We start from the raw sequence: 21,840 nt of genomic DNA, 5'->3' as shown, positions 1-21,840 counted from the left end.
GGCTGAAGCGGCTGCGCTCCCCCTTCACTGCGGTCTCTTTTGCACCCCGCCCCAGTCGGTCCGGCGATAGGTCCGGTCAGCCCGCAACCCTGCAAAGCCCCAAAGGTCGCGGTCCTGCGGTTGCCCGGATCCTGCGCCGTTCACGCCCCTTAGTCACGCCGCGCTATTGATGGTCACCTGATTGCGCCCGTCGGTTTTGGACCCCATCAGTGCTGCATCCGCCCGCGCAAGCGCCTCGCGCGCGGCGGACCGCGTCGGTGTGGGCGGCGGATTGGAGCACATCGCCAGCCCGACCGAGATGGTCACGGTGATGTTGCCACGTCCATCGGGCAGCGAGATCGGCGCGCCCCCGATCGCCTGGCACAGCGTTTCGGCGGTATGGCGAGCGTCGGCAAGGGTTGCCGTGGGGATCACCACCAGAAACTCCTCTCCGCCGATCCGGGCGAGCAGCGTGCCGGGGTCCAGCGCCCCGCTCAATCGGCGTGCGACGGTTTCCAGCACGGCGTCACCCGTGGCATGGCCATAGGTATCGTTGATCGCTTTGAACCGGTCCAGATCCAGCACCATCACGGCAAAGCGCCGCCCGGTTTCGCGCGACTCGGCGGCGATGCGGTCCAGATGCGCCAGTGCATAGCGACGGTTGTAGAGCCCGGTCAGCGGGTCAGTGATCGCCATTTTCAGCCCTGTGCTGACCGCACTGCGCAACCCGTCGGCGCGGCGCTTGCGCTGCACATGCAGGCTGATGCGCAGCGCGGTTTCCTGCGGATCCATCGGCATGGTGAACAGATCGCTTGCGCCGACATCCAGCGCCATCGCCGCCGTTTCCGGATCGGCCTGCGTCAGCACCAGTGCAATCGCCGAATGCCGGCTTGTCGTCCGTGACCGCAGATCCGAGACCAGCCGCTGGCCCGATCCATAGCGGCCCAGATCACTGGCAATCATATAGAAATCGGGTGCGGCGCCCGGCGGGGTGTCGGCCAGCGCTGCGGCCGGAGACAGCACCATCAGCCGTTCTCTCAGATAGGGGGACAGGGCGCTGCGCCACACCATCGAGATCGCCGTTTCCGCCGCGATCAGCCCGATCCGCCCCGGCAGCGCGAACACCGTCTCTCCCTCGGCCAGATCCATCCCGCCCCAGGTTTCCGACCGCAGCCGCAATTCGGTCTCGGTCTGATGCGCGCGCAGAAGGCTGCGGATCCGCGCCAGCAAGATCACCTCATTGAGCGGCTTGGCGAGAAATTCATCCACCCCGGCCTCAAGCGCCTGCAACCGGCTGGCCCGGTCGTTGATGCCGGTCACGATGACCACGGGGATATGCTGCGTGGCGGGAGACGCGCGCAGGCGGCGACATACATCGATGCCCGACATGTCAGGCAGTTGCATGTCCATCAAGATCAGCTTGGGCTGTTGGGCATGCGCGATTTCAAGCGCCTCGGCCCCTGTAGCGGCAAGCAACGTTTCGTGGCATGCAGCGTTCAGTTTCACTTTCAGAATGATCCGGTTGGTGGCCAGATCGTCAACGATGAGAATCCTACCGGTCATCACCCTATACCTTGCGCGGCCAGTCCATGGCACGTTACCCTTGAACCTGTTTGGTCGCGGACGTTGTTCATCTTACGCCCCAAATAGTTAATGAATTCTTTCCACTTCCCCGAAGGCACTCACAGCCATGGCCATGACGCGGCAATCCGCCGAAACCTTTGCCGCTCAGGTTCTAGCCTGGCTGGCTGATGATAACGCCCGGATCACCGGCTTTCTCAGCTGGTCTGGTGAAAGCCCCTCGACGCTGGCCGGGCGCCTGACCGATCCGGGCTTTTTGCTGGCGGTGATCGAGTTTCTGATGACAGACGAAGCTTTGCTGATCGATGCTTGCGCCGCTCTCGATTACCCGCCCGAAACGCCCCTGCAGGCGCGCTCAGCGCTGCCGGGCGGGGCCGATTTTCACTGGACCTGACAGATGCAGACAATTCGCGGTATTCTTTTCGACAAGGACGGCACGCTGTTCGATTTCCAGGCAACCTGGGGCGCCTGGGCGCGCGCGCTGATTGCCGAGCTTGCGCAGGGGGATCCGGTGCGCGAGCGGGCGATGGCACAGGCGATGGCCTTTGACCTTGAGTCCGGTCGGTTTCTGCCCGAGTCGCCGGTGATCGCGGGTACCGGGCGCGAGGTGGCTGAACTGCTCGCGCCGATCCTCGCGGTCTCTGCCGACACGCTCGAGGCGCGGATCGCCTCGGCAGCGGCCAGCGCGCCTCTGGCGCAGGCGGTGCCGCTGCGGCCCTTGCTCCAACGCCTGCGCGACGCGGGTTTGCAGCTCGGCGTAGCGACGAATGATTTCGAAGCCGTGGCGCGAAGCCATTTGCACGATGTGCTTGATCTCTTTGATTTTGTGGCCGGATTCGACAGCGGTCACGGCGGAAAGCCGGCGCCGGGCATGCTGCTGGCCTTTGCCCGCGCCTGCAATCTGGACCCGCAGACGGTGCTGATGGTGGGCGATTCGCGCCATGATTTGCAGGCCGGTCGCGCTGCGGGCATGGCCACGCTGGCGGTACTGACCGGGGTTGCCACGGCGGCGGATCTGGCCGATCTGGCCGATGCGGTGCGGCCTGACATCGGCCATCTGCCAGAGCTTCTGGCGCTGCTTTGAACGCGTTTGCACTTTCTTAGGGAGTTTGCCGCAATGTCGCCGCTGTGACCTCAAAGGGGCGGCGATGCACGGTCTTATCAACAAGGCGCTGCAGGCGTTCATCTGCGATGCATTCGGCGCGGATGCATGGGAAGAAATCCTCCACCGATCAGGTGCCGACGCTGTGCTGGGCAGCGACGGATTCGAGGCGATGCAGCTCTATGACGACGGCCTGACAGTGACCGTGCTGGCAACGGCCGCCCAGTTGCTGCGACGGTCCCGCGATGCGTTGCTTGAAGACTTGGGCACCTATCTGATTTCCGGTGAACGGCAGGAACCCCTGCGCCGCCTGCTGCGCTTTGGCGGCGTCAGTTTCACCGATTTTCTGTTTTCGCTCGATGACTTGCAGGGCCGCAGCCATCTGGCTGTGCCCGAACTGGGCCTGCCGGAACTGTCGATCAGTGAAGTTGAAACCGGTGGTTTCTCGCTGGCATGTCGCGACGGCTGGCCGGGGTTTGGCCATGTTCTGGTCGGCGCTCTCAGGGCACTGGCCGATGACTATGGGGCGCTGGTGGTGCTTGAGCACCATGGCACCGGTTCGGGCACGGAGGAGGTGATCGCCATCGAGGTTCATGATCCGGCCTATTACGCCGGGCGCCGTTTTGACCTTGCCGTCGAGGGGCGGTGATGCACGACGCTGCGCGCCAGCCCGGCTACGCGTTCAGCGACGCGACGTTGGGCGATCTGATGCCCCTGTTCCTGTGGCTGGACAGCGATTGCCTGATCCGGGGTGCCGGGCCGACGCTGCGCAAACTGCTGGGCGACGGGGTGATCGGGCAGGATCTTGAGAGCGTGTTCACGCTGCGCCGACCGCGCCGGTCGGGGGGCGCTTTGCGTCTGGTTCAGGCACAACGCGTGTCGATGACGCTGCGCGCGCCGCCGGGGACCCGTTTCAAGGGCGTCGCTGTGCCGCTTCAAGGTCAAGACGGGGCCTTGGTCAATCTGTCGTTCGGCTACGCGGTGCGCGATGCCGTGCGCGATCACGGGCTGTCGGCCACCGATTTCGCCGCCACCGATCTGGCGATCGAGCTGCTCTATTTGGCTGAGGCCAAGGCCGCGGTCATGGGTGAGGTGACCAAGATGGCAGCGCGGCTGAAAGGCGCGAAAGCCCGGGCCGAGGAAGAGGCGTTGACCGATGTCCTGACGGGCCTCGGCAACCGGCGCGCGCTTGAGGCGAGGATGGAGCGGTATCTGAATGCGGGGCAGGGGTTCGCGCTGCTGCATATTGACCTCGATCATTTCAAACAGGTCAATGACACCTTGGGCCACGCGGCTGGTGACCATGTTCTGGCCGAAATTGCGGTGAAACTCCGGGCCAGCGCACGGATCGGGGATCTGGTCGCGCGCATCGGCGGAGATGAGTTCGTCGTGCTTCTGGCCGGTGTGCAGGATCTTGGGCCGGTCCAGCGCGTCGGTGAGCGGATCTTCCACGAGATGCGCGATCCCATCCACTATCATGGCACGCCCTGTCGGATCAGCCTCTCCATCGGTGCCGTTTTCGCCGATCCGACCCACCCCTGTGCGCCAGCGTCGGTTCTGGCGATGGCCGACCGCGCACTCTATGCCTCAAAGGGCGCAGGGCGCGCGCGGATGACCTTGTTCAGCGAATCCGGTGTCGTGCAAGAGGTGCTCAGCGTGGCGCGCGTGGGGTAAGGCGCGCTCTACCCTTTGACGAACAGCGTTCCCGGCAGGGTGCACAGTTGCTCGACACCGCTGTCGGTGATCAGGATCGGCTCGGTGATTTCGATCCCGCCATCGTCCAGCCAAAGCGCGGGCATGAAATGGAACACCATGCCGGGCCGCAACTCGGTCGTGTCGCCCCGGCGCAGCGACAGGGTGCGCTCACCCCAGTCCGGCGGGTAGCTCAGCCCGATGGAATAGCCGACGCGGCTGTCCTTGTGAAACCCGCGCGCGTTGAGCGTGCTGTTGAACGCCTCGGCGACGTCCTCACACAGCGCACCCGGGCGTGCGACGGCCAGCGCGGCGCTTGTCGCCTCCTGCACCGCTTCTTCTGCGCGCCGGTAGGTCGCGGGCGGCTCGCCGAAGAACAAGGTGCGCGATTGCGGGCAGTGATAGCGCCGGTAAACCCCGGCGATCTCAAAGAAATGCGCCTCGCCGCGCTGCATCGGCCGGTCGTCCCAGGTCAGATGCGGTGCGGTGGCGTCCATGCCGGACGGGGTCATCGGCACGATCGCCGGGTAATCGCCCCAATGCCCGTCCGCGCCGATCGCCCCGGCGTGCAGGATCTCGGCGACTAGCTTGTGCTTGGCCAGCCCCGGCTCGGCAACCTCGACGATGCGGTGGTGCATCGCTTCGACGATCCGGGCAGCGCGGCGCAGCCGGGTGATCTCGGCCGGGGACTTCACCGCGCGCTGCCAGTTGACCAACCCGGTTGCATCACTCAGGCGCAGGGACTGCGCCAGCACGGCATGGGCTTTGGCGGAATAGTAATAGTTGTCCATCTCGACACCCACGCGGCCTGCCGCCCAGCCAAGATCGGCCAGCAGCGCGCAAAGCGTTTCCATCGGATGCTTGGCCGGGTTCTGGACATAGGTGTCGTCGTAGCCGTGGATCCGGTCGGCCTCCATCCACACCGTCCGCCGCGCCCCGGCGGTGTCCATGCTGCGGCCCCACCAGAGCGGCGGGCCGTCGGGGCCGATGATCACCGCCTGGTGGACATAGAAGGACCAGCCATCATAGCCGGTCAGCCAGGCCATGTTGGACGGGTCTGACACGATCAGCGAGTCGAGCCCGGCCTTCGCCATGGCAGCGCGGGTCTGGGCGAGCCGGGCGTCGTATTCGGTGCGGGTGAAATCACTGTCGTCCATCGGGCCCTCCTGTCGATGTGCCAAGCATGGCACGGCAGCGAAACAGACGCAAAGGCGCGATGTCCCCCGATGGGACAACAGGGTTTTCTCAAGAGATCCAACGCCCTACCTGTCCGAGGTAACCTTGTGTTAACCGTGGCGCGGACGGCTGGCCTCTCTTTGCTCGCCAAATATCCCTGGGGGTCCGGGGGGCAGCCCCCCCCGGCGGGTCGCCCGAGGAGCCTGCGCGTCAGCGCGGGGGACGAGGGCGAAACACCCCCCCGCTTTACAGATCCAGCCAGATCGTCATTGGCCCGTCGTTGACCAGCGCTAACTGCATCTCGGCGCCAAACTCCCCGCGCCCCACCACGATGCCCTGCGCACTGAGATTGTCGGCGAAAAGCTCATACAGTGCGCGCCCTTCATCCGGCGGCGCGGCCGCGGAAAACCCCGGCCGGTTCCCGCGTGAGGTATCCGCCGCCAGCGTGAACTGGCTGACCACCAGCGCCCCGCCGCCCACATCCGCCAGCGAGCGGTTGGTCTTGCCCGCCTCGTCGCGGAAAATGCGCAGTTTCAGGATCTTGTCGGCTAGCGCGCGGGCCTTGTCAGGCCCGTCGCCCTGCATCGCGCAGATCAGGATCATCAACCCCGGCCCGCAGGCCCCGACCACCGACCCGTCGACCGACACCGACGCCTCGGTCACCCGTTGTACAAGCGCGCGCATCAGCGGTTCTGCGTCACGTAGAAGATGACGCCCGCGACGATGATCGCGACGATCACCGCGCCGGTAATCTTCCAGGCGGACCACGGGCGTTCGCCCTGCACCTTGCCGGTCTGGCCGTTCACCACGAACCGATAGGATTTACCGCGATAGCGATAGGCCGCCATCCAGATCGGCAAGAGGACGTGCTTGAACCGCTCGTCCTGATGGTCGGTGTCGACGGAATGCACCCGCTGCTCGTCGCCGCCGATGTCGCGGCGCACGTCCTGACGGATCACCTCATCCATGCGCCCGACCGCCAGAACATGCCCGTCGGGCAGTTGCACCGTGTACCCCTCGGCGCGGAAACCGGACAGGAACTGCGGCGAATAGGGCGCCAGTTCGCCCAGCATCCACGGCTCAAGCGCGCGGACGTATTTGCGTGGCAGCGATTGCGAAGCCATGATCAGCATATCGTGGAAATGCCGCGCGACCCGACCTGACACGCGGTGCCAGCGGATCTTGCGCACCTGCTCGGTTTCCATCTTGCCGTTACGGTTCACCGTGCGGGTTTCGTAATAGGCGTCGCCCCGTTCGCCGGTATAGCGCGAGCGGGTGTCGCTGTCGAAGGACCAATAGGGCACATAGAGCCCGTCCAGCCGCGAGCCGTCCGAGCGCGCGTATTCCTTGAGCTTGTTGGGCGCGAACCACAGCCGCCCCAGCCATGACTTCATCGCGTCATGGGCCTCGCGCTCGGCCAGCTTGAAGGGCAGGACGGCGGCGGGTTTGATCTGGCGTTGGGTGCCGGTGTCCGTCACCACCGGCGAGCCGCAGAACGGGCATTGCGCAGCGTGCTGCGCGGGGTCGAAATCGACCTGCGCGCCGCAGTTCGAGCAGCTGAGGATGCGGTGTTCCTCGATCGCGTCGGCGGGCAGGTGATTGGCCAGTGCCTCGCGCAGATCCATGGTCTCGAGCGCGATATCGCGCTCGGCCTCGGAATGCGGGATGTCCTGTTCGTGGCCGCAATACTGGCAGGTGAGCCGTCGCTGGCCGGGCGAAAACCGCAGCTGCGCGCCGCAATTTTCGCACGGAAAACGGTGTTCATCACCCGCAACGGGCGGGGCGGGGGGGCTTGCGTCGCTCATGGCCCGTTACCCCGCGGGCGGCGGCGGGGGCGGCGGCATGGAGGCGAACACCTGTGCCAGCGCCGGCACGGCCCCGGCCTTTTCCCAGCCGGCCATGCCCTGCGTCCAGACCATCGTGTCACGGGTCAGCTGACCCTGTGCCAGCATCTGCTGCAGCTGCGCGGTGCCGAAGGGCCCGGTCGTCTGGCCATTCACCGCGACGTGGAACTGCGCGGCGGCGGGGGGCGGCGGCGGCGGGGGCGGCGCAGCGGCGGCAGGCTGGCTGTTGCCCTGATTGTTTCCGGCCATCGCATTGGCCATGGATTGCGCCATGCCCATGCCCATCCCCATGCCCATACCGGCACCCATCGCGTTGTCGCCCCCGGCCGAGGCCGCCTGCTGCATCGCCTGAGCCGCCGAAAACTGGGTGTATTTGTTCAGATCGCCCACGATCCCCATCGACGAGCGCTGGTCGAGCACCTTCTCGACTTCCGGCGGCAGCGAGATGTTTTCGATGTAGAGTTCCGGCATCGACAGGCCGTATTCGGTCAGCGTCGGCTCGATCGCTTCGCCGACGATCTTGGACAGATCTTGCGTGTTCGCCGCCATGTCCAGCGCCGGAATCCCCGAGGCCGCCAGCGATTGCGAGACCTTCTGCACAACGATATTGCGGATCTGCCCCGAGATTTCGTCCTGGGTGAATTCGCCATCAGTGCCGACGATCTCGGTCATGAACTTGGACGGATCGGTCACGCGGATCGTATAGCTGCCAAAGGCCCGCAGGCGCAGCGCGCCGAATTCCGGGTCGCGCAGCATGATCGGGTTCTGCGTGCCCCATTTCAGGCCCGGAAAGCGCCGGGTGTTGACGAAATACACCTCGGACTTGAAGGGCGAGTTGAAGCCGTGGCTCCAGCTGCGCAGCGCCGTCATGATCGGCATGTTGTTGGTTTCCAGCTCATAAAGGCCGGGACCAAAGATGTCGGCCATCTGGCCTTCGTGGATGAACACGGCCGCCTGTCCTTCACGGACCGTCAGCTTGGCGCCCATCATGATGTTGTTGCCGTAGCGTTCAAATCGGTAAACGAGTGTATCGCGGCTGTCGTCCAGCCATTCGATGACGTCGATGAACTGGCCCTTGAGGAAATTGAATACCATGGGTCACTCCTTAAGAAATCTAATCAAAAGATGGGGTCAACTTGCACCCGCCACAAGCTCGGAGGCAATTGAAAAAATCGTTCGGCGAGCCCGGGCCTCGGTCATGCCGGGGGTCAGGCGCGGGTCGTAGTGGATGCGCAGCAAGAGCAGATCCTGCTCGGTCAGCAGCGCGAATTCCTGATCATCGTTGAAAATCGACGGCCGCGCACCGTCGGAATCCGCCGCCAGCCCCAGCCCTTGGGTCAGTTCTTCGTGATAGCAGGCGAGGCGGGTCAGGTCGGGGTGTTCGGCGCGGATGATGGCGACGGCTTCGGTATAATTGGCCGACCCGTCGCGGGCAAAGGCCAGCACCATGCAGAAGGTCTCGCGCGGCATGTCGGTGATCAGGCGCACGGCGCCGTCGTCAATGCCGGGGATTAGGGCGCGCAGCCGGTCGCCTGCCCCCTGCCGTTCGCTTTCGGACAGGATCAGCACGTGGAAATTGCCGTCAGTCTGGCCCAGTGGGGTAACGCTGATCGGGTGGTCCGAGGCCGCCGCCAGCCGGGAGGCAAGCGCGCGGATGTGCTGGTAATCGGCCGCGCGGGTGGCCCTGCTGGTGGTTGCGCCGAACTCCAGCGAATAGCGCACCGGCACGGCCCAGCGACGCAGCACGCTGGAGCGGCCCGAGGCCGCGCCGCGCTCGGAATGCTCGTCACGCAGGGCGACGTCGATATAGGTTTCAGCCAGCCGACCGGCGGTCAGCCGCAGGTCGTCGGTGCCGGGATCGGTGCGCATCATCCGGTTCGAGACGCGCTGTGTCTCGATTTCGGTGTAATAGCGGCGCAGGTCGGCCGATTGCGGGTCGATGGCCAGCACCTCGGCGGGCCGGGCCGGCGCGGGGGCGGCCATCGGATTGGGCGCACTGCCGCCGAGCGACGTGCAACCAGCCGTCAGCGCGGCGCTGAACCCCAGCGCCGCGAGGGAGCGGACCGAAAGGTCGCCCGGTATGCGCATGTCAGGCCTGAGCGCCGTTTTCGCGCGCTTTGGCAGCCGAGAGCGAATCGCGCAGCTCGATCTCCATCTTGCGCAGTTCCTCTTCGGCGGCGGCGCGCTTGGCCTTGCCTTCGTCGGCGATCTGCAGGCTGTCCTGAATGGTCGCAACCAGCTGATCGTTGGCGTGCTTGACGGCCTCGATATCGAAGACGCCGCGCTCCATCTGCTCGCGCACCGTGCGGTTGGTTTCGCGCAGGTTGTCGGCGTTCTTGGTCAGCAGTTCGTTGGTCAGGTCATTGGCCGCCTTGATCGATTCCGCCGCCTCGCGCGAACGCTGGATGGTCAGCGCCTGCGCCAGCTGGGTTTCCCACAGCGGCACGGTGTTGACCAAGGTCGAGTTGATCTTGGTGACCAGCGACTTGTCGTTTTCCTGCACCAGACGGATTGAGGGCAGCGACTGCATGGTGACCTGACGGGTCAGCTTGAGGTCATGCACCCGGCGTTCCAGATCGTCGCGCGCGGCGCGCAGATCGCGCAACTCCTGCGCCATGATGATCTTCTGATCTTCGGGCGCGGCCTCGACCACGGCCTCCTGAGCCGGGATCGTGGTGGCGTCGAGTTCCTTCAGCTTTTCTTCACCAGCGGCGATGTAGAGTGCCAGCTCGTTGTAAAAATCGAGGGTCTTTTCATAGAGCACATCCAGCGACTTGATGTCTTTGAGCAGAACGGTCTCATGGCTGAGCAGGTTCTCCGTGATCTTGTCGATCTGGCCCTGCACGGTCTCATAACGGGCCATGAAATTGGCCAGCGGTGCGGCCTTGCCGGTCAGACGCTCCCACCAGCTGCGCTCGCGGCGGGTGTCGAGTTCGCTGACGGAAAAGCCACGGATGGTGGTGACGATCTGGCGCAGGCTGTCGCCGGCGGGACCAACATCCTTGTTGCGCACGTCGTTCAGCATGGCCTGGCTGATGGTCTGCAGCTCGACCTGCGCGCGGGCACCGAACCCGATGATGGAGGAGGTTTCCGCCATGTCGATTTCATTCATCCGGCTGCGGATCGCATCGGCGACGGGGGCCTCGGCCTGCTCCAGCGGGACAAGCTCGCCGACCGGCTCGGGCAGTCTCGTCAGCGCCGTTTCTTCAACGGCGGTCGCAAGTTGCGTGGCCTGCTGGCGGATCTCGTCGGACATCGGGGCTTCCTTTCAAGGGATAAGGTGCTGAAAACAGGGTCAACGGGGTTGCGGGTCGGGGATGCTGTCGGGGCCGGGAATACGCGGGCGCAGGCCCTCGCGTTCCAGCCGCTCGCGCAGCACGTCGATTTCGATGTCCAGCGCCTGACGGTCGTTGTCGCGCAGGGTTTCGGTGCGCAGCATGAAGTTTTGCTCAAGATCGTCCAGCAGGGCCACGTAATCGCTGCGCGCCTCGGCGTTGCGATCGCGCTCATAAATCTCGACAAACTTGACCGTCGCATCGCGCGCGCCTTCGAGGTAGACACTCAGATAGCGGCGCGCAGCGGTCAGGTTTTGCGGATCATCCTCGACCGCGCGCAACAGCTCGCGGACATGGGACTGAAAATCGGTCAGGCGGCTTTCCAGCGTGCGGTCGCGGGCGCGCAGCATCGCGTCGGTCATTGCGGCCAGATACGCCTCGGCAGTGTCGATGGCGCGGGCGACGCGGTCGGTCTGGAACTCGTCGATCCCCTCCATCCCCTTGTCGCGCAAGGGGTCGGGGCCGAAAGCGAAGAAATGCAGGCCCGCGCCGAACAGGCCGAAAATCACCGGACCGGCCATGCCATAGGCGCTGCCCAGCCCCGCCAGACCAAGGCCAAGACCCATCACCACCGAGCCGAAGATCTTGCGCGGGATGGCCGGGCGGCGGGCGACGCGGCGCTGCGCGTAGGCGTCCTGAGCGATCACGCCTTCGCGCGTCAGCCAGGCCGAGAGCATCAGCACCGCAAAAACGCCCAGATGCTGCGCCAACCCGGCGGGGTCGCGGAAGAACGCGCTGAACGCCCAGAGGAAAGGCAGCATAAACAGGATGTTGACCCGCGCGCCCACCGGGTTCACCCGTTTACGCCTGGTCTTCTTGCCGCGCTTGGGGCCGGTGCTGACCGCGTTCGAACTGCGTTCCGCGTCCGAGCGGGGATCGCCACCGGGGCTGTATTCGCCGCCGTATCGCCGTGCCATGCCTCAGCCCCCCACGAACCAGACGTAGACGATCAAGGCTACCAACAGCAGGTAGGAGGTCTTTTGCAGGCCCGTGGTGCTCACGTCACAATTCCCCGTCGCGTGCCCCAAGGCCGGGGCTTTGTGTCTTGCCCCCCCCAATAGCGGGAGAGTTCCCTCGATATAGGAGAGATTTATGAAACTATAAGACAGGTCCGGCGGGATTGGAAAGCACCGATGGGGTCCGTGCCGGGCTCAGCCGCGCGGTTTGGGGCGGCGGGGTGGCGCGCCGTCCTTGCTGCCGCTGGGGCTGGCCGATTTCTGGCCCCATGAGCGTGGCTTGACGGTTTCGCCATCCGGCCCCTTGCGCGGCCCGCCATGCGATTTGGCCCCCCAGGATTTGCGCCCGGTCATCTCGTCGGGCGCGATGGTGCCGGGTTTCGCAGGGCGCACCGGGCGCTTGGTAGCGGGCTTGCCGGTGGTGGGCTTGCCGGTGGCGGGTTTCCCGCCCATGGGCTTGCCCCCGGCGGGCGCGGGTTTTTCGGTCGGTCTGGACGGCGCGGCGCGGCCCGAGGCGACGTCATCGGCCCCAAGCCCCAATTGGTCGCGCAGCACGCGCGGACGCAGTTCCTCGACCGCTCCATCGGCCAGATCGCCCAGCTGGAACGGGCCATAAGCGGTGCGGATCAGGCGGTTGACGGTCAGGCCGACGGATTCCAGTGCGCGGCGGATCTCGCGGTTGCGGCCCTCACGGATGCCGACGCTCAGCCAGGCGTTCGCGCCTTGCTGGCGGTCAATCGAGACCATCATCGGCTGGAAGCGCTCGCCGTCGATGGTCACGCCCGCCTTGAGCGGGGCCAGCGTGGCGTCGGTCGGTCGACCGTTCACCCGGACGCGGTACTTGCGCAGCCACCCGGTCGAGGGCAGTTCGAGCCGGCGCTTGAGCTCGCCGTCGTTGGTGAGCAGCAGCAGGCCTTCCGAGTTCAGGTCAAGCCGGCCGATGGAGAGCACGCGCGGCATGTCCTCGGGCAGTTCGTCAAACACCGTGCGACGGCCTTTTTCGTCGCGCTCTGACGTCACCAGACCCAGCGGCTTGTTATAAAGCCAGACGCGCGTCGGCTCTTTGGACCCCAGGGGCACGCCATCGACGATGATCTTGTCGCGGTCGGTGACGTTCAGGGCGGGGCTATCGATCACCTCACCGTTCACGCGGACGCGGCCCTCGGCGATCATCGTCTCGGCAACGCGGCGCGAGGCGACGCCCAGCCGGGCCAGCACTTTGGCGATGCGGTCGCCGTCACGGACGGCACCGGTCTCCAGGGCTGTGGCTTTGGGGCGTTTCGGGGTCGAGGGTTTGGTCATCAGGTCAACGCGGGGCAGGGGAGGGGGACGGGCGGTTTTCCCGCGAAAACCCGGTGTGGCGACGCCAACCCATGCGGGCAGGCTTGCGCGGTCGGGCGGGGACGGGCATCTAGGCCCCATGAACCCGTTCCCGAGCCCCATGTCAATCAAGCCGATGGAGATCGCGCTGGACGAAGCCCGCGCCGCCGCCGCGCGCGGCGAGGTGCCGGTGGGAGCGGTGATCACCAATCCGCAGGGCGTTGTCGTGGCCCGCGCGGGCAACCGCACGCGCGAGTTGAGCGACCCTACCGCCCATGCCGAGATGCTGGCCCTGCGCGCGGCCTGTGCGGCGGCGGGCAGCGAGCGGCTGCCGGGCCACGCGCTATGGGTGACGCTGGAGCCCTGTCCGATGTGCGCCGCCGCGATCGGTTTTGCCCGGATCGCCCGGCTGTACTACGGCGCCAGCGATCCGAAATCGGGCGGCGTGGCGCAGGCGCCGCGGGTTTTTACCCATCCTCAATGTCATCATGCCCCTGAGGTTTACGACGGGATTGCCGAAGAGCCCGCCGCCGACCTGCTGCGCAGCTTCTTTTCCTCACTTCGGCGATAATCGCTGAAGAACCGCATTATTGTTGCCAAAAATAGGGGCGACGGGGGTGAATTGTGGCCACTCGCCCCGGCAATGTCACGGAAATGCCCGGTCTGAATCGCAGTCTGAGAAAGTGGATTGCGTGATTCGGACGAATTTCGTAAAGTTATCAGCAAAGAAAAACCGAGGCAGTGGCAGAAATTCGGTCAAAACGGGCGGTTGATCTGGGCGGTACAGCCCGGAAAACTGCGTCTGACCCGAGGCCTGTTGGTGTCGACGGCACAAACGGCAGAGCAGGCACCATGATCAATTCAGTCCAGGGACTTGTCCCTCAACGCTCCATTGCGTCCGTTGCACAGCGGATTTTCGCGGCACGCTCGACCATGGGTCGGGCTTTTCTGGCTCTGACGGCGTCGGTTGCGGTGCTCGCCGGTTGCTCGGAACAGGCCGGCAACCAGGCGGCCGGCGGCGTTTACGGGTTCTTCAACTCAAGCCGCAGCCCGGCCATGGAAACGCTGGAAAACACCGTTGAATTTGCCGTCGTCGCGCCCAACCGGGCGATGGTGAACGCGCCCGAGGCGCTGGTCGTGTTCGAGCGCAACCTTGGCGGCGCGATCGAGCAGCGGATCATCCTGCCCAACGCAACCGCGATGCGCGGCGACAACGCTATCCATATCCGGGCGCAGACCTCGGGCAGCGCCGATCTGAACCGGCTCGATTTCGCCCAGATGTCGGCGCGGTTCGGCGGCATGCCGTCGCCCTTCGAGACCGTTCAGGCCAGCAGCATGCAGACCGGCACGGATTCGCTGGGTGCGTATCTGTACGCAACGCAGAACGTCGGTACGGGCGGGGTTTGCGTTTTGGTGTTGCGCCGTCTTGGTGTCGGCGCGCGCCCCTTGCCGCGCGGCACGCAGGCCCTGGATGTGGTCATGCGCAACTGTGTGAACGGCTCGCTCGAGCAGGCTCTGGCCCCGATGAGCGGCGGTGCAATGGGTGTTGGCGGTGCGCAGGGCACGATTTACACGCTGTCTCCCCACGCGGCGCCACGTGGATAAGATCAATGATTTTCATAGACTTTATCGGGATGTACGAGTGATGCGGGGAAGTTTGCAATGAGGATCATCGGGACAAGGGCGCTGTCGCTTGGCGACAAGACGAACCTGTTGTTATGGATCGGTGTGATGGTCCTGGTTGCGGGCCTGGTCAGCGTGCCGACCTCCATTCAGGTGCAGGCGACGCTCGGCATTGCCTCGGTGATCGTGGTGGCCGTTCTCAAGCCGGTGGCGATGCAGAGCATGGTCGCGCGCTTTGCCATGATGGCCGTCGCCTCGACGCTGGTGATGCGCTACTGGGCCTGGCGGGTCACCGAAACGCTGCCGCCGCCCAGCGATATTGTCTCGTTCATCCCGGCGATTGTTCTGTTTATCGTGGAAACCTACGCCATTGGCGTGTTTTTCCTGTCGGCCTTCATGACCGCAGACCCCGCCACGCGCGACCTGCCGCCGCGGGTGGCAGCCAAGGATCTGCCGACCGTCGATATTCTGGTGCCCTCTTACAACGAGCCGGTCGAAATGCTGGCCGTCACGCTGTCGGCCGCCAAGAACATGCACTACCCGGTCGACAAGCGTACGGTTGTTCTGTGCGACGACGGCGGCACCGATCAGCGGTGCAACTCGGATGACCCCGAGCTGGCGGCCAAATCGCGCAAACGTCGGCGCGAGCTGATCCAGCTGTGCAGTGAGCTGGGCGTCATGTATTCGACCCGCGCGCGCAACGAGCACGCCAAAGCCGGCAACATGTCGGCGGCGCTGGAAAAACTGGACGGCGAGATCGTGGTCGTCTTCGACGCCGACCACGTCCCCAGCCGCGATTTTCTGGCCCGCACGATTGGGTACTTCGTTGAAGACCCCAAGCTTTTTCTGGTGCAGACGCCGCACTTCTTCCTGAACCCCGATCCCATCGACCGGAACGTCGGTCTGCGCAAGGATTGCCCGCCCGAGAACGAGATGTTCTATCACCTGTCGCACCGCGGTCTTGACCGGTGGGGCGGGGCGTTTTTCTGCGGCTCGGCGGCACTGCTGCGCCGCAAGGCGCTGGACGAGGCGGGCGGTTTCGCCGGTGACACCATCACCGAGGACGCCGAAACCGCGCTGGGGATTCACGCGCGGGGCTGGAAGTCGCTCTATGTCGATCACGCGATGATCGCCGGTCTGCAGCCTGAGACCTTCGTGTCCTTCATCGAACAGCGGGGCCGCTGGGCGACGGGGATGATGCAGCTGCTGATCCTGAAGAACCCGTTGAAATACGGCGGTCTCAGCATCACGCAAAAGCTGTGCTACCTGAACTCGATGACCTTCTGGCTGTTCCCGCTGGTGCGGATGACCTTCATCCTTGCGCCGCTGATGTATCTGTTCTTCGGCTTGCAGATCTTCGTGGCGACCATCGAGGAAGTCGCGGTTTACATGACCAGCTACATGGTCGTTAACCTTATGATCCAGAACGCCTTGTACGGCAAAGTGCGCTGGCCGCTGATTTCCGAGATCTATGAGACGGCGCAGGCGCCCTATCTGTCGGCGGCGATCTTCAAGACCTTCTGGAACCCGCGCGGCGCCAAGTTCAACGTGACCGCCAAGGACGAGGTTCTGATCGAGGATTTCGTCTCGCCGATCTACAAGCCGATGGTGTTCATCTTCACGCTGACCCTGCTGGGCGTCGTGGCGGCGGCGGCGCGTTGGGTCATGTTCCCGGGCGATCACAACATCATCATGGTTGTCGGCGGCTGGGCTGTTTACAACTTCCTGCTGGTCGGGGCCGCGCTGCGGGCTGTCGCCGAGCGTCAGCAGCGCCGGTCGGTGCCGCGGGTGCCGGTCAATGTGCCCGCAACGGTGGCCATCGGGGTCGACAACCCGTCGTTCCAGTCGGCCACGGTGGTTGATGCCTCGACCTCGGGTTGCCGGATCGTGCTGCGCACGCGGACCAACGCCGACGGCTCGTCCGCGCCGCTGCCGGTCAAGGGCGAGGCGTTCTACTTCACGCCCGAATTCCCCAAGTCGCCGCATCTGGAAAACGCTGTGCGCGCGCAGGTTCAGTCGGTCACGCGCGAAGGCGAAACCGTGGCGCTGGGGGTCCGGTTTGACCCCGATCAGCCGATGATCGTGCGCGAAACGGTGGCGCATATGATCTTTGGCGACTCGGCCTCGTGGGAAGCCGTGCGCGCCAGCCGTCACAAGCAGATGGGACTGGTACGCGGCATGGCCTATGTGCTGTCGCTGTCGTTTCAGGGCATTTACCACACACTGCGCGCCCTTGCGAACGAACCGGCCCGCCAAAAGCGCGCCCGTATCCGCGAGCGCACCGAAGAGATCAACGAGGCAACGCCGGCGCATCTGCTCGCCTTTGGCGAGGCTTTCGATCCTGCGGCACCGTCGCGTCCGGTCTCTCTGTTGCAGGCTGCGATCTCGCAGAATGCGGCGCGCGGCGCGGATGGACGCTCGCCCGATCTGCAAGGGGGGACGATCTGATGCTGATGCGTCGCGTCACCCTGCTGGCCGCGCTTGCGCTGGCCATGCCGGTCGGGATCGCCCCGGCCTTTGCCCAGTCCGACGGTATCATCCCGCTGCCCAGCACCGATGACGCGCTGATCGGCGGTATGTCCGAAGGCGATCTGGACCGCCTGAATGAGGAACGCTTCGACGCCGAGGCGCACCGCGGCAACTTTGTCGAGCCGGTGGCCTATGATCCGTCTGTGGTCAGCCCGCTGCGCCCGGTCGAGGCCCGCGGTCGTCCGGCGGGCAGCGCCATCCGTTTCGACGGTGAGCGGCGCACGTTGCAGTTCGCGCTGTTCGTGCCGCGCCCGGATCAGGTGCGCGCGATGCGCATCTCGACCCTGTCGTCGATCAACGTGCTGCCCGAGCGCTCGCATTACCGCGTTTTCGTCAACGACACGCTGGTGGGCGAGGGGCGGCTGGAGAATTTCACCGAATTCGGGGCGGTTGATTTCCCGATGGGGGCAGCCGTGGTGCTGGCCGGACAAAATAACGTGCGCATCGAGCTGATGCAGTATCACCGCATCTATTGCGGCCCCGATGCCAGTTTTGCCCTGTGGTCGGACATTGATCTGGCCAATTCGGGTGCGGTGCTGTCGTCGTCCGAGGGGATTTCGGGGCAAGAGGGTTTCCTGATGGGGCTCGCCGCCGCGTCGGCGACCGGCTCGGGCATCGAGATCCGCGGGGCCGACGGGCTGGGGGCCTATCAGGACGAGTGGGTCTCGACCATCACGCAGCGCATCAGCGCGGCGCTGGGGGGCGATCCGATTCCGTTCCGCTTTACGCCGTATTGGAGCGTGCAGAGCACGGGCCGTTCGGCCTCGCGCATCACGTTCCTGCCGTCGGCGGTCAACCGGCTGAGCTTTCGTGCGGCGGGTGACGGCGCGCAGGTGATGGTGGTGGAATACGTCCCCGATTCGCGCCCCGGCTCCTTGCCCGAGTTCGAGAACATCCTGCCCCGCGTCGCTGAACGCGCCGCGCCGACCCTGATCGACACCCAGCGCCCGGTGGCATTCTCGGAGTTCGGCTTCCGCACGACCGAAGTTTACGACCGCTATGCGCGCATCGATGCACGCTTTCGCTTGCCCGACGATTACGTGGTGCTGACCAACGCCAAGGCCGAGATCGCGCTGGACTACATCTATGTCGACGGTCTGCCCGAAGGCGCGGCGCTGCTGGTCAATGTCAACGGCACCAACATTCGCCTGTTGCCGCTGCGCGGCGAGGGCGGTCAGTTGATCGAGCAATTCCCGCTGCGGTTCGAGGCGCGCTACCTGCGCTCGGGCATCAACACCGTGAGCTTCGAGGCGATGATCCCCGGCTCGCCGCCCGATATGCCATGCCCGTTCACCGAAACGCCGTTTCTGGCGATCGGCCAAAGCTCGACCCTGACGATGCCCTACAGCCCGTCGATGTATCTGCCCGACATGCAAATCGGCTTTGCCGGTCTGACCCCGGCCAGCGTCCATGTGAACGAGATGTCCTCGCGGTCGTTCGACGCCAATGACGTGGTGACCCTGCGTGCCGCTCTCAGCGGTGGCGAGCGCAGCGATGCGGCGGCGCTGAACACACGGCTGACGCTGTTGTCGCTGGATGATCTTGGCTCGGTGCCGATGGGGGGCTATCAGCTGAGCCGCCGGTCGCTTGAGGCGGCCATGACAGACTACCCGTCGACGCTGACAGGCGCGCCCGCCGAGCAGCCCGCGCATGCGTTGCTGCGCGTGCAGGACCGTACCGACAGCACCGCTGCGCTGGCGCGGGGCTGGGACTGGATCCAGAACGGGTTCAGCACGGCGCTGCAATGGTTGCAGCCGCGGTCGGGTATGTTGCTGGAGCAATGGCTTGAACAACAGCACGCGCAGGCGGTGTTGATCCAGCTGGACGCGACGCATCCCAACAACCTGTGGATGGTGCGCGCGCCGGATTCGGACATCAGCGCGATCGCCTCGGCCATCGTCGCCGCCCGGACCAATGCCGAAGGCCCGCGCGGTCAGGTTTCGGTTCTGGATCAGGACGGCCAGTGGCAAAGCTGGGTCGCGCCTGACCGCCAGCCGGTGCTGCTGGAGGCCGTGACGCTGGGCAACGTCCGCCATGTGGTCGGCAATTTCGTGTCGGCCATGCCGATCCGTTACGTGGCCGGCCTGTTCTTCCTCGCCCTTATTTCGGCACTTTTCGCCCTCAGATTGGTGATTGCCACGCGGGAGCATGAGAAATGAATCGTCGCAATTTCCTGACGTTGCTGGGTGCCGCACCGGCTTTTGCCGCGGCTGGCGGTGCCTCGGCGCAGGGCTATCTGGCCACCGCCGATCTGTCGGTCAGCGCCGCCCCGGTGTGGGAAGCGTGGAAAGAGGCGTATCTGCGTGCCGATGGCCGGGTCGTGGACGGGCTGCAGCACAATGCCAGCCACTCTGAAGGGCAGGGGTACGGGGCGCTGCTGGCGACCGAGTTCAACGATCTGGACGCCTTCGCGCGCATCGTCGAGTGGAGCGAGATGAACCTTGCCGTGCGTGGCGACGGGTTGCTGGCCTGGCGCTATCTGCCCGAAGAAAGCAACCGGGTGCCGGATCTGAACAACGCCTCGGACGGCGATCTGTTCTATGCCTGGGCCATGGTGCGCGCCGCGACGCGGTTTGACGACCGCAGCTATCTGGGCCGCGCGCAGATCACGGCTGCGGCGCTGGTTGATCGCTGCGTTGTCGACAGCATGGCCAATCCCGCCGAGAAGATTTTCCTGCCCGCCGCGCAGGGCTTTGTTCATGCCGACCGGCAAGTGTTCAACCCGTGCTACATCATGCCACTGGCGCTGCGCGAGCTGGCGGCGGCGACCGGTGTTGTCGAGCTGGCGCAGGTGGCGCAGCACGCCGAAGCGATCATGCAGCGGGTGGCCGTATCCGGCCCGGTGCCCGACTGGTTGCAGGTAACCGCCAGCGGGATCGGACCGGCTGACGGGTTCTCGACCGCCGCCGGCTACGAGGCGATGCGCATTCCGCTGTATCTGATCTGGTCGGGGCTCAAGTCGCATCCGGCGGTGACGCAGATGATGCGCGTCTACGAGCAGACGGTTCTGCCCGGTGCCCCGGTGCCAACCCGGATCGAGCCGAGCACCGGCGCGGTGCTCGAGGCGTCCAACGATCCCGGCTACCGCGCCCTTGCCGCGCTGATCAATTGTACGGGCAATCCCGGCTCTGTCGGTTCCGATATGCCCGCGTTTGATCCCACCCAACCCTATTACCCGGCGACCTTGCAAATGTTCGCGATGATCGCTGCCAATCAGGTGAGTCCCGAATGCGTCCCGATTTGATCCAATCCGCCCTTCGCGCGTCCGCTGCCAGCTTCGGGCTGGCGCTGGCGCTGACTTTGGCGATGCCCGCTCCGGCGATGGCGCAGGCCCCCGGTGCCGAGGATCTGCGCGCGCTGATCTACTACCTCGACCATGACGATCAGCGAGCCGTGCAGGCCGAGATGCGCCGCCTGCGCTCGGCCTTTCCGCGCTGGACGCCGCCGACGGATGTGAACGACCTGCGCGCGCAGGCCTCGACCACCGGCGCATCGGTCGATGTTCAGCCGATCTGGGCGCGTATCCAGCGCAACGATTATGTCGGAGCGCGGGCGCTGATCGACGAAGCGCGCGCGCGTGTGCCGGGCTGGTCGCCCGATGCCGAGATGCTGCGCGTGCTGGAAACCAGCGAGTCGCAGATTGCCTTTGATGAGGCTTACGCCCGCCGCGACGCTGCTGCGGCGATTGCCGCCGTGCGCCGCACCCCGGCGCTGATGCGCTGCGACCGGATCAACAATGCGTGGCGTCTGGCCGAGCTTTATCAGGCGGCGGGGCAGAACGGCAACGCCGTGACCACCTATCGCGGCGTGGTGTCGTCGTGCACGCGGATCAGCGAAGTGACCCCGACGCTGGAAAAGGCCAATGACGTCACCACGCTGGAAGAACTGGCCGCACTGTTTGACGTCGCCCGTCAGGCCGCACCGGGCAACACCAACAGCCTGAACGAGCTGGAAACGCGGCTGCGCGCCGGTCGCGGGGGTGCTGCGCGCACGCCCGCGCGCACGGCGGCTCCGGCCGCTGCGGTGGCAGCCGCACCAAGCGCCGCCGCGCCGGTGGTCACGGGTGGTGCCGCGCCGGCAGCGCCGCAGGTTGCAACTGCGCCGGGCCGTCTGCCGCTGCGCGGCGACAACCGCGCCAGTCAGGTGCGCGGGCTGAAAGATCAGGGCAACTGGGCCGGCTGCCTTGCCGCATCGGCCAACCCGCGCTCGATCGAGGTGCTTTATGAGCGGTCGTGGTGCGCCTATAACCTCGACCGCGCCGGTGAGGCGCTGGCCGGGTTCACCGCCGCCTCGCAATCGGGCAGCGCCTTGGGCGGCGATGTGCCGCGTGATTCGCGCTTTGGCATGATCCTGTCCTATCTGTCGATGAACATGACGGAAGAGGGGGCACGACTGGCCGCCTCGACGCCGTTGACGCAAGAGCAGCGCGTGACGGTGGAATCGTCGATTCTGGATCAGCGCGGCGTGCGGGCCTATCATTCGGGCGATTTCGGCCAGTCGATTGCCTATCTCACCGCGCTGGAACAGTTGAGCGGCTCGCTGCGCCGCGATCTGGCGATGCTGCGCGGCTATGCCTATCTCAACAATGACCAGCCGCGCGAGGCCGTGGCCGAGTTCACCCGGCTGAATGACCAGCTGTCCACCGAAGAAACCCGTGGCGCGCTGCAATCGGCCCGGGGCATCATGAGCGGGGGTTAAAGACC

General features: G+C 65.5%; 19 protein-coding genes. 10 read left to right on the top strand and 9 right to left on the bottom strand.

Translation table 11 applies throughout. From position 1 onward, the window contains the following. Nucleotides 1-153 precede the first annotated feature (153 nt). Nucleotides 154-1,542, bottom strand: coding sequence for a diguanylate cyclase domain-containing protein (locus EAE28_RS03555; RefSeq protein WP_127104429.1), 1,389 nt, complete (start codon nucleotides 1,540-1,542; stop codon nucleotides 154-156). Nucleotides 1,543-1,675: 133 nt separating this feature from the next. Between EAE28_RS03555 and EAE28_RS03550 the strand changes: the two genes are divergently transcribed. The 4 genes from EAE28_RS03550 to EAE28_RS03535 all read left to right on the top strand — a co-directional run bounded on the left by EAE28_RS03550 (nucleotide 1,676) and on the right by EAE28_RS03535 (nucleotide 4,336). Then, the gene (locus tag EAE28_RS03550; RefSeq protein WP_164736542.1) at nucleotides 1,676-1,954 is read left to right on the top strand and encodes a DUF3572 domain-containing protein; all 279 of its coding nucleotides are present in this window, start codon (nucleotides 1,676-1,678) and stop codon (nucleotides 1,952-1,954) included. A gap of 3 nt (nucleotides 1,955-1,957) precedes the next feature. Beyond that, nucleotides 1,958-2,644 carry an HAD family hydrolase gene (locus EAE28_RS03545; RefSeq protein ID WP_127104427.1) on the top strand — a complete coding sequence of 229 codons (687 nt, stop codon included), beginning with the start codon at nucleotides 1,958-1,960 and terminating at the stop codon, nucleotides 2,642-2,644. 64 nt (nucleotides 2,645-2,708) lie between these two features. Then, nucleotides 2,709-3,311 carry a heme NO-binding domain-containing protein gene (locus EAE28_RS03540; RefSeq protein WP_127104426.1) on the top strand — a complete coding sequence of 201 codons (603 nt, stop codon included), beginning with the start codon at nucleotides 2,709-2,711 and terminating at the stop codon, nucleotides 3,309-3,311. Then, complete coding sequence (locus tag EAE28_RS03535) at nucleotides 3,311-4,336, top strand: diguanylate cyclase domain-containing protein (RefSeq protein WP_246022250.1); 1,026 nt, start codon at nucleotides 3,311-3,313, stop codon at nucleotides 4,334-4,336. Before EAE28_RS03540 ends, EAE28_RS03535 begins: the two co-directional genes overlap by 1 nt. A gap of 8 nt (nucleotides 4,337-4,344) precedes the next feature. Here EAE28_RS03535 and EAE28_RS03530 read toward each other — a convergent pair whose 3' ends face one another. The 8 genes from EAE28_RS03530 to EAE28_RS03495 form a co-directional block, all read right to left on the bottom strand. Next, complete coding sequence (locus EAE28_RS03530; RefSeq protein WP_127104425.1) at nucleotides 4,345-5,511, bottom strand: M24 family metallopeptidase; 1,167 nt, start codon at nucleotides 5,509-5,511, stop codon at nucleotides 4,345-4,347. A gap of 265 nt (nucleotides 5,512-5,776) precedes the next feature. Further along, nucleotides 5,777-6,214 (bottom strand): D-aminoacyl-tRNA deacylase, encoded by a 438-nt coding sequence (gene dtd, locus EAE28_RS03525; protein WP_127104424.1) that lies wholly within the window; start codon nucleotides 6,212-6,214, stop codon nucleotides 5,777-5,779. After that, nucleotides 6,214-7,335: a TFIIB-type zinc ribbon-containing protein gene (locus tag EAE28_RS03520; protein WP_127104423.1), complete on the bottom strand. Its 1,122-nt coding sequence runs from the start codon at nucleotides 7,333-7,335 to the stop codon at nucleotides 6,214-6,216. The genes dtd and EAE28_RS03520 overlap by 1 nt, the downstream gene beginning before the upstream one ends. 6 nt (nucleotides 7,336-7,341) lie before the next feature. Then, a complete protein-coding gene (locus EAE28_RS03515) occupies nucleotides 7,342-8,469 on the bottom strand; it encodes an SPFH domain-containing protein (RefSeq protein WP_127104422.1) in 1,128 nt (375 codons plus the stop codon). A 36-nt stretch (nucleotides 8,470-8,505) separates the two neighbouring features. Beyond that, the gene (locus EAE28_RS03510) at nucleotides 8,506-9,462 is read right to left on the bottom strand and encodes a DUF2927 domain-containing protein (protein ID WP_127104421.1); all 957 of its coding nucleotides are present in this window, start codon (nucleotides 9,460-9,462) and stop codon (nucleotides 8,506-8,508) included. Between the two features lies 1 nt (nucleotide 9,463). After that, a complete protein-coding gene (locus EAE28_RS03505; RefSeq protein ID WP_127104420.1) occupies nucleotides 9,464-10,630 on the bottom strand; it encodes a toxic anion resistance protein in 1,167 nt (388 codons plus the stop codon). Between the two features lie 39 nt (nucleotides 10,631-10,669). Further along, a complete protein-coding gene (locus EAE28_RS03500) occupies nucleotides 10,670-11,626 on the bottom strand; it encodes a 5-bromo-4-chloroindolyl phosphate hydrolysis family protein (protein WP_127104419.1) in 957 nt (318 codons plus the stop codon). A gap of 234 nt (nucleotides 11,627-11,860) precedes the next feature. Then, nucleotides 11,861-12,967, bottom strand: a complete 1,107-nt coding sequence (locus tag EAE28_RS03495) for a pseudouridine synthase (protein ID WP_127104418.1) — start codon at nucleotides 12,965-12,967, stop codon at nucleotides 11,861-11,863. Between the two features lie 118 nt (nucleotides 12,968-13,085). Here EAE28_RS03495 and EAE28_RS03490 point away from each other — a divergent pair, with 118 nt between their 5' ends. The 6 genes from EAE28_RS03490 to EAE28_RS03465 all read left to right on the top strand — a co-directional run bounded on the left by EAE28_RS03490 (nucleotide 13,086) and on the right by EAE28_RS03465 (nucleotide 21,835). Then, on the top strand, nucleotides 13,086-13,556 hold the full coding sequence (locus tag EAE28_RS03490) for a nucleoside deaminase (protein ID WP_425466753.1): 471 nt from the start codon (nucleotides 13,086-13,088) through the stop codon (nucleotides 13,554-13,556). A 281-nt stretch (nucleotides 13,557-13,837) separates the two neighbouring features. Further along, entirely contained in the window at nucleotides 13,838-14,590 is a 753-nt protein-coding gene (locus EAE28_RS03485; RefSeq protein ID WP_127104416.1) for a cellulose biosynthesis protein BcsN, read from the top strand. 57 nt (nucleotides 14,591-14,647) lie between these two features. Beyond that, entirely contained in the window at nucleotides 14,648-17,056 is a 2,409-nt protein-coding gene (gene bcsA / locus EAE28_RS03480; RefSeq protein ID WP_127104415.1) for a UDP-forming cellulose synthase catalytic subunit, read from the top strand. Next, a complete protein-coding gene (locus EAE28_RS03475) occupies nucleotides 17,056-19,296 on the top strand; it encodes a cellulose biosynthesis cyclic di-GMP-binding regulatory protein BcsB (protein ID WP_127104414.1) in 2,241 nt (746 codons plus the stop codon). Before bcsA ends, EAE28_RS03475 begins: the two co-directional genes overlap by 1 nt. Continuing rightward, nucleotides 19,293-20,381 carry a family 8 glycosyl hydrolase gene (locus EAE28_RS03470; protein WP_127104413.1) on the top strand — a complete coding sequence of 363 codons (1,089 nt, stop codon included), beginning with the start codon at nucleotides 19,293-19,295 and terminating at the stop codon, nucleotides 20,379-20,381. The genes EAE28_RS03475 and EAE28_RS03470 overlap by 4 nt, the downstream gene beginning before the upstream one ends. Then, nucleotides 20,366-21,835, top strand: a complete 1,470-nt coding sequence (locus tag EAE28_RS03465; protein ID WP_127104412.1) for a hypothetical protein — start codon at nucleotides 20,366-20,368, stop codon at nucleotides 21,833-21,835. The genes EAE28_RS03470 and EAE28_RS03465 overlap by 16 nt, the downstream gene beginning before the upstream one ends. Nucleotides 21,836-21,840 lie beyond the last annotated feature (5 nt).

Origin of the sequence: Pararhodobacter zhoushanensis (assembly GCF_003990445.1) — a bacterium.
Taxonomy (GTDB): Bacteria; Pseudomonadota; Alphaproteobacteria; order Rhodobacterales; family Rhodobacteraceae; genus Pararhodobacter; species Pararhodobacter zhoushanensis.
The sequence above is the reverse complement of the archived record's forward strand: the minus strand, read 5'-3'. Positions and strand labels throughout refer to the sequence as shown.

Coding starts and splice junctions, on each gene's coding strand:
- EAE28_RS03530 (WP_127104425.1), bottom strand. CDS start 5,511: ATGGACGACAGTGATTTCACCCGCACCGAATACGACGCCCGGCTCGCC.
- dtd (WP_127104424.1), bottom strand. CDS start 6,214: ATGCGCGCGCTTGTACAACGGGTGACCGAGGCGTCGGTGTCGGTCGAC.
- EAE28_RS03465 (WP_127104412.1), top strand. CDS start 20,366: ATGCGTCCCGATTTGATCCAATCCGCCCTTCGCGCGTCCGCTGCCAGC.
- EAE28_RS03490 (WP_425466753.1), top strand. CDS start 13,086: ATGAACCCGTTCCCGAGCCCCATGTCAATCAAGCCGATGGAGATCGCG.
- EAE28_RS03475 (WP_127104414.1), top strand. CDS start 17,056: ATGCTGATGCGTCGCGTCACCCTGCTGGCCGCGCTTGCGCTGGCCATG.
- EAE28_RS03470 (WP_127104413.1), top strand. CDS start 19,293: ATGAATCGTCGCAATTTCCTGACGTTGCTGGGTGCCGCACCGGCTTTT.
- EAE28_RS03505 (WP_127104420.1), bottom strand. CDS start 10,630: ATGTCCGACGAGATCCGCCAGCAGGCCACGCAACTTGCGACCGCCGTT.
- EAE28_RS03550 (WP_164736542.1), top strand. CDS start 1,676: ATGACGCGGCAATCCGCCGAAACCTTTGCCGCTCAGGTTCTAGCCTGG.
- EAE28_RS03555 (WP_127104429.1), bottom strand. CDS start 1,542: ATGACCGGTAGGATTCTCATCGTTGACGATCTGGCCACCAACCGGATC.
- EAE28_RS03540 (WP_127104426.1), top strand. CDS start 2,709: ATGCACGGTCTTATCAACAAGGCGCTGCAGGCGTTCATCTGCGATGCA.
- EAE28_RS03485 (WP_127104416.1), top strand. CDS start 13,838: ATGATCAATTCAGTCCAGGGACTTGTCCCTCAACGCTCCATTGCGTCC.
- EAE28_RS03510 (WP_127104421.1), bottom strand. CDS start 9,462: ATGCGCATACCGGGCGACCTTTCGGTCCGCTCCCTCGCGGCGCTGGGG.
- bcsA (WP_127104415.1), top strand. CDS start 14,648: ATGAGGATCATCGGGACAAGGGCGCTGTCGCTTGGCGACAAGACGAAC.
- EAE28_RS03520 (WP_127104423.1), bottom strand. CDS start 7,335: ATGAGCGACGCAAGCCCCCCCGCCCCGCCCGTTGCGGGTGATGAACAC.
- EAE28_RS03535 (WP_246022250.1), top strand. CDS start 3,311: ATGCACGACGCTGCGCGCCAGCCCGGCTACGCGTTCAGCGACGCGACG.
- EAE28_RS03515 (WP_127104422.1), bottom strand. CDS start 8,469: ATGGTATTCAATTTCCTCAAGGGCCAGTTCATCGACGTCATCGAATGG.
- EAE28_RS03545 (WP_127104427.1), top strand. CDS start 1,958: ATGCAGACAATTCGCGGTATTCTTTTCGACAAGGACGGCACGCTGTTC.
- EAE28_RS03500 (WP_127104419.1), bottom strand. CDS start 11,626: ATGGCACGGCGATACGGCGGCGAATACAGCCCCGGTGGCGATCCCCGC.
- EAE28_RS03495 (WP_127104418.1), bottom strand. CDS start 12,967: ATGACCAAACCCTCGACCCCGAAACGCCCCAAAGCCACAGCCCTGGAG.